Source organism: Variovorax sp. 01T439_2, from assembly GCF_056398445.1.
On the sequence record NZ_JBFTPJ010000340.1, the window covers coordinates 1 to 5,559 of the forward strand.

A 5,559-nucleotide genomic window follows, 5' to 3' on the forward strand; every position below is an offset into this window, starting at 1 on the left:
CTCTTGCGCCTTGCGCATCTTGGAAACCGAGACCATTTCCATGGCCTTGGTGATCTTCTTGGTGTTTTCCACCGATTTGATCTTGCCGCGGATTTCCTTACCAGCTGCCATGAGTGCTCCTTGTCCGGCCGATCAGGCGAACGACTTCTTGAACGACGTGATGGCGGCGGTCAGCTCGGCCTCGGCGTCCTTGTCGAGTGCCTTGGCCTTTTCGATCTTGTCGAGCAGCGCAGCATGGCTGGACTTCAGGAACTGGTGCAGGCCGTGTTCGAACGGCAGCACCTTCTTGATCTCGAGGTCGTCCATGAAGCCCTTGTTCACCGCGAACAGCGTGGCGCCCATCAGCGAGATCGGCAGCGGGCTGTACTGGGCCYGCTTCAGCAGTTCGGTCACGCGGGCACCGCGGTCGAGCTGCTTGCGGGTGGCTTCGTCCAGGTCGGAGGCGAACTGCGCGAACGCAGCCAGCTCACGGTACTGCGCCAGGTCGGTACGGATACCGCCCGACAGGCCCTTGATGACCTTGGTCTGCGCCGACGAACCCACGCGCGACACCGAGATACCGGCGTTGATGGCGGGGCGGATACCGGCGTTGAACAGGTYGGTTTCCAGGAAGATYTGRCCGTCGGTGATCGAGATCACGTTGGTCGGRACGAAGGCGGACACGTCGCCGGCCTGSGTYTCGATGATCGGCAGYGCSGTCAGCGARCCGGTCTTGCCCTTGACTTCACCCTTGGTGAAGGCTTCGACGTAGTCGGCGTTCACGCGGGCTGCGCGCTCGAGCAGGCGGCTGTGGAGATAGAACACGTCGCCGGGGTAGGCTTCGCGGCCTGGCGGGCGGCGCAGCAGCAGCGAGACCTGGCGGTAGGCCACGGCTTGCTTGGAGAGGTCGTCATAGACGATGAGCGCGTCTTCGCCGCGGTCGCGGAAGTATTCGCCCATGGTGCAGCCCGAGTAGGCCGACACGTACTGCATGGCGGCCGATTCGGAGGCCGATGCGGCCACCACGATGGTGTAGTCCATCGCGCCGGCTTGTTCCAGTGCGCGCACCACGTTCTTGATCGACGAAGCCTTCTGGCCGATCGCAACGTAGACGCAGGTCATGTTCTGACCCTTCTGGTTGATGATCGCGTCGATTGCCACGGCGGTCTTGCCGGTCTGGCGGTCGCCGATGATCAGCTCGCGCTGGCCACGGCCGATCGGCACCATCGAGTCGATCGACTTGAGGCCGGTCTGCATCGGCTGGTCGACCGACTTGCGGGCGATCACGCCCGGTGCGACCTTCTCGATCACGTCGGTCATCTTGGCGTTGATGGGGCCCTTGCCGTCGATCGGCTGGCCCAGGGCGTTCACCACGCGGCCGATGAGTTCGGGGCCGACGGGCACTTCCAGGATGCGGCCCGTGCACTTGACGGTGTCGCCTTCGGAGATGTGCTCGTACTCGCCCAGGATCACGGCGCCGACCGAGTCGCGCTCGAGGTTCAGCGCGAGGCCGAACGACGGCGTACCGTCGGCCGTGGGCGGGAACTCGAGCATTTCGCCCTGCATCGCGTCGGACAGGCCGTGCACGCGCACGATGCCGTCGGTCACCGAAACCACGGTGCCCTCGTTGCGGATGTTGGCGCTGACTCCGAGGCCCTCGATGCGGCTCTTGATCAGTTCGGAAATTTCTGCGGGATTGAGTTGCATGACTCTTTCCTTCTTTCTTTGAGGCTACAAGTAGAGGGCTGAAGACCGTCAGGCCGCCAGCGCAACTTTCATTTGTTCAAGGCGCGCTTTGACGGAGGTGTCGAGCACCTCGTCGCCGACCACCACACGAATGCCGCCGATCAGTTCCGGCTCTTGCTGGACCGTGACCTGCAGCTTGCGGCCGAAGCGCTTTTCGAGCGCGGCCGCCACATTGGCCAGGGCCGACGCATCGATCGGGAAGGCGCTGTAGACCACGGCGTCGGACGAACCGCTCTTCGCGTTGGCCAGTGCCCGGAACTGCTTCGCAATTTCCGGCAGCACCGAGAAGCGCCCGTTCTCGAGGAGCGCACCCAGGAAGTTCTGGGCATGGGCGGGCAGCGGCGCACCGAAGGCGCCGGCGACCACGCCGAGAACCTGCTCGGCCGTGGCCTTGGGGTTGTCGGCGAACTGCTGGAGCTCCGGACTGGCCGCGATGACGGCCATCTTTTCGAGCCAGGCGCTGGTGCCGGCAACGTCGGACGACGAGGCCTTGAAGAGCGCCTCGGCGTAGGGGCGTGCAATGGTGGCGAGTTCTGCCATGGCTTCTATCAGAGTTCGGTCTGCAGGCGGGCGAGCAAATCGGCGTGAACGCCTGCATTCACTTCCTTGCGCAGGATCTGCTCTGCGCCCTTGACAGCCAGGGCCGCGACTTGCTCGCGCAGTGCTTCGCGCGCCTTCAGTGCCTGCTGGTCGGCTTCGACGCGTGCGGCTGCAACGATCTTGTTGCCTTCCTCGGTCGCGCGGGCCTTGGCCTCTTCAACGATGGCCTGGGCGCGACGTTCGGCGTCGGCAAGACGTTGTGCGGACTCGTTGCGTGCCTGGCCCAGTTCGGCTTCCACGCGCTTGTTGGCGGCGGAGAGTTCGGACTTGGCCTTGTCGGCGGCAGCGAGGCCTTCGGCGATCTTCGCAGCGCGGTCGTCCAGCGCCTTCGCGATCGGCGGCCACACGAACTTCATCGTGAACCCGACCAGGATCAGGAACACGATCATCTGAACGATCAGGGTACCGGTAATGCTCACTTTTCACCCTCTCTTTGGGATTGAATGCGAAGCCATTCCACAGAGGGGAACGACGACACGGGTCCGACGAGAAAGACTTACTTCGGCAGGTTGGCGATCTGAGCCAGGAACGGGTTGGCCGTTGCGAACCACAGGGCGATACCGGTGCCGATAATGAAAGCGGCGTCGATCAGACCGGCCAGCAGGAACATCTTGGTTTGAAGTTCACCCATGAGTTCAGGCTGACGTGCGGCCGACTCGAGGTACTTGCTGCCCATGATGCCGATGCCGATACATGCGCCCACAGCGCCCAGACCGATGATCAGGCCGGCGGCCAGTGCAACAAAGCTAATAACTTCCATGATGACTCCTAGAGGACTTTGGTTGAAGAGAAAACAAAAAAACGAAAACGGATGATCAGTGGTGATCGTGGGCCTGGCCGATGTAGACCAGCGCCAGCATCATGAACACGAACGCCTGCAGCGTGATGATCAGGATGTGGAAGATGGCCCACGCGGTGCCCGCAACGATGTGGCCGAGCGCCAGCAGCACGCCGGTGGTCGACAGCGTCCAGGCGCCGCCCATCAGCGCGATCAGCAGGAAGATCAGTTCACCGGCATACATGTTGCCGAACAGCCGCATGCCGTGCGAGACGGTCTTGGCGACGAACTCGATCATCTGCATGGCGAAGTTGAACGGATACAGCGCCCAGTGGTTGCCGAACGGCGCCGTGAAGAGCTCGTGCACCCAGCCGCCCAGGCCCTTGATCTTGATGTTGTAGTAGAGGCAGACCAGCAGCACGCCGACCGACAGGCCCATTGTCACCGAGAGGTCGGCCGTGGGCACGACGCGCAGGTAGGCATGGTGCGGATCTTCGCCGGCGATGTGGAAGATCTTGGCCCAGATCGCCGGGAACAAATCGACCGGGAACAGGTCCATTGCATTGAGCAGGAAGATCCAGACGAAGATCGTGAGCGCCAGCGGGGCAACGAACTTGCGGCTGGTGGCGTTGTGGACGATGCCCTTGGCCTGCTGGTCGACCATTTCCACCAGCAGTTCGACGGCTGCTTGAAAACGGCCGGGAACGCCCGAAGTAGCCTTGCGGGCAGCCAGCCAGAGCAGCCAGCAACCCAGGATGCCCAGTGCTATCGAGAAAAAGAGCGAGTCGAAATTGAAAACCGAAAAGTCCGCAACACCCCCAGGCTTGGAGCTTTGCAGGTGCGTCAAGTGGTGAATGATGTATTCACCCGCGGTCTGACCATGTTCCGCAGCGTTTTCAGCAGCCATTCAGTTACTCGTCTCTATGTTGCCGGCGCCGGGGCGAGAACATCACCGCCAACCAGGCCGCCTTCATTGTCACCACCAGGCCGATCAGCATTGCTGGCCAGCTCAGCGCCGTTATCAGCCTTGGCGCTGCGAACAACATCGCAATCGACAAGGCCATCTTGACCATTTCCCACAGGAAGAACCCAACCACCGCAGTGCCCGGATTCAGGGAAGAAAACCGGCCGGTCAGCCCCCGCGCGAACACCGCAGCAGGAATGACCACCGCAATCGCGCCGTAGCCGGCGGACCACCCCAGATTTTGCCTCCCCGTCAGTCCCCAGGCGGCCAAAGCCACCAGCAGACCGACAACCAACTGCCCCGCGATGACCCACCAGGGGGAGATCGAGGGATGCCTTGCTCGCAGTTCACGCGCCTCATCGGCGGTCAACGGCTTGTATTCTGCGTCGAGGTCTTCCGCGACTTGTTCATCTTTTCGGGCGATTGTTTTCATTTCGAATGAAGCCCGGATGACGACCCAGAATTTCTACAAAGCCATTGATTATAAGTAAAAACCCAGCCCATCCGACCACCCGAGCTGTCGCGTTTGCAAATCGAGGCTTCATCGGCTGACGAGAACCCGACCTGCCGCGCGCAACCATAATTCCAGCATGCACCCTCTTACCGCCGCACTCCCCTCCACGCTCTGCTATCTCGACGGCGAGTACACCGCGCTCAAGGACGCACGCATCAGCGTGCTCGACCGCGGCTTCATCTTCGGCGACGGCGTCTATGAAGTCGTCCCCGTCTACGGCGGCCAGCCCTTCTGCTTCGAGGAGCACATGGCGCGCCTCGATCGCTCGCTGGCCGAACTGCAGATCGCCAATCCGCTCACGCTCGCCCAGTGGCGAGGCATCGTGATGCGGCTCGTCGAGCCGGGCGGCGATGCGCCCCAGGCCGTGTACTTTCAAATTACCCGCGGTGTCGCGCCGCGCGATCATGCCATGACCCGTGGCGTGCACCCGACCGTGTTCGTGATGGTGAACCCGCTGCCGCCGGCGGCCGACGCCGTGCGCGCCAAGGGCGTGGCCTGCGTGAGCGCGGACGACTTCCGCTGGCAGAAGGCGCACATCAAGAGCACCAGCCTGCTGGGCGCGGTGCTGGCGCGGCAGATCAGCGTCGAGGCCGGCGCGGCCGAGACCATCATGTTCCGCGGCGAATGGCTCAGCGAGGCCTCGTCGAGCAACGTGTGGATCGTGAAGGACGGCGGCCTCGTGGGGCCGCCCAAGGACAACCTGGTGCTGACCGGCATCCGCTACGGCCTGCTCGAACGCCTGTGCGCCGAGTGCGGCATCCCGTTTGCGCTGCGCCGCATCTCTCGCGACGAGGTGTTCGGCGCCGACGAGCTGCTGCTCTCGTCGGCCAGCAAGGAAGTGCTGCCGGTCGTGACGCTCGATGGCCAGGCGATTGGAAATGGCCGTCCCGGCCCCATCTACCAAGCCTTGTACGCCGCCTACCAGCAGGCCAAGCTGAGCAACGCGCAAGCGCAAGGAGTTCCCGCATGACCGACACC

Annotated in this window: 8 protein-coding genes; 1 reads left to right on the forward strand and 7 read right to left on the reverse strand. The window is 63.1% G+C overall.

Features of this window, described 5'->3' with window-relative positions; genetic code table 11:
- From AC1DOC_RS16965 to AC1DOC_RS16995, 7 genes are all read right to left on the reverse strand, one after another.
- Positions 1-111 (reverse strand): F0F1 ATP synthase subunit gamma (locus tag AC1DOC_RS16965; protein ID WP_478130134.1); only part of this gene is annotated, 111 nt, incomplete at its 3' end.
- 21 nt (positions 112-132) lie between these two features.
- Positions 133-1,686, reverse strand: a complete 1,554-nt coding sequence (atpA, locus tag AC1DOC_RS16970) for a F0F1 ATP synthase subunit alpha (RefSeq protein ID WP_478130132.1) — start codon at positions 1,684-1,686, stop codon at positions 133-135.
- A 48-nt stretch (positions 1,687-1,734) separates the two neighbouring features.
- The gene (locus tag AC1DOC_RS16975) at positions 1,735-2,265 is read right to left on the reverse strand and encodes a F0F1 ATP synthase subunit delta (RefSeq protein ID WP_015867633.1); all 531 of its coding nucleotides are present in this window, start codon (positions 2,263-2,265) and stop codon (positions 1,735-1,737) included.
- Positions 2,266-2,273: 8 nt separating this feature from the next.
- Positions 2,274-2,744, reverse strand: a complete 471-nt coding sequence (locus tag AC1DOC_RS16980) for a F0F1 ATP synthase subunit B (protein WP_007830193.1) — start codon at positions 2,742-2,744, stop codon at positions 2,274-2,276.
- 77 nt (positions 2,745-2,821) lie between these two features.
- Positions 2,822-3,085 (reverse strand): F0F1 ATP synthase subunit C, encoded by a 264-nt coding sequence (gene atpE, locus AC1DOC_RS16985; protein ID WP_007830191.1) that lies wholly within the window; start codon positions 3,083-3,085, stop codon positions 2,822-2,824.
- Positions 3,086-3,140: 55 nt separating this feature from the next.
- Positions 3,141-4,010: a F0F1 ATP synthase subunit A gene (gene atpB, locus AC1DOC_RS16990; RefSeq protein WP_015867634.1), complete on the reverse strand. Its 870-nt coding sequence runs from the start codon at positions 4,008-4,010 to the stop codon at positions 3,141-3,143.
- Positions 4,011-4,014: 4 nt separating this feature from the next.
- Complete coding sequence (locus AC1DOC_RS16995; protein WP_015867635.1) at positions 4,015-4,500, reverse strand: ATP synthase subunit I; 486 nt, start codon at positions 4,498-4,500, stop codon at positions 4,015-4,017.
- A 157-nt stretch (positions 4,501-4,657) separates the two neighbouring features.
- On the opposite strand from AC1DOC_RS16995, the gene AC1DOC_RS17000 reads away from it, so the two are divergent.
- Positions 4,658-5,551: a D-amino acid aminotransferase gene (locus AC1DOC_RS17000; RefSeq protein ID WP_015867636.1), complete on the forward strand. Its 894-nt coding sequence runs from the start codon at positions 4,658-4,660 to the stop codon at positions 5,549-5,551.
- The last annotated feature ends 8 nt before the right edge of the window (positions 5,552-5,559 follow it).

What these genes read in the sequence shown, in the direction of transcription:
- AC1DOC_RS17000 (WP_015867636.1), top strand. Translation starts at nt 4,658, where the DNA reads ATGCACCCTCTTACCGCCGCACTCCCCTCCACGCTCTGCTATCTCGAC.
- atpB (WP_015867634.1), bottom strand. Translation starts at nt 4,010, where the DNA reads ATGGCTGCTGAAAACGCTGCGGAACATGGTCAGACCGCGGGTGAATAC.
- AC1DOC_RS16975 (WP_015867633.1), bottom strand. Translation starts at nt 2,265, where the DNA reads ATGGCAGAACTCGCCACCATTGCACGCCCCTACGCCGAGGCGCTCTTC.
- atpE (WP_007830191.1), bottom strand. Translation starts at nt 3,085, where the DNA reads ATGGAAGTTATTAGCTTTGTTGCACTGGCCGCCGGCCTGATCATCGGT.
- AC1DOC_RS16995 (WP_015867635.1), bottom strand. Translation starts at nt 4,500, where the DNA reads ATGAAAACAATCGCCCGAAAAGATGAACAAGTCGCGGAAGACCTCGAC.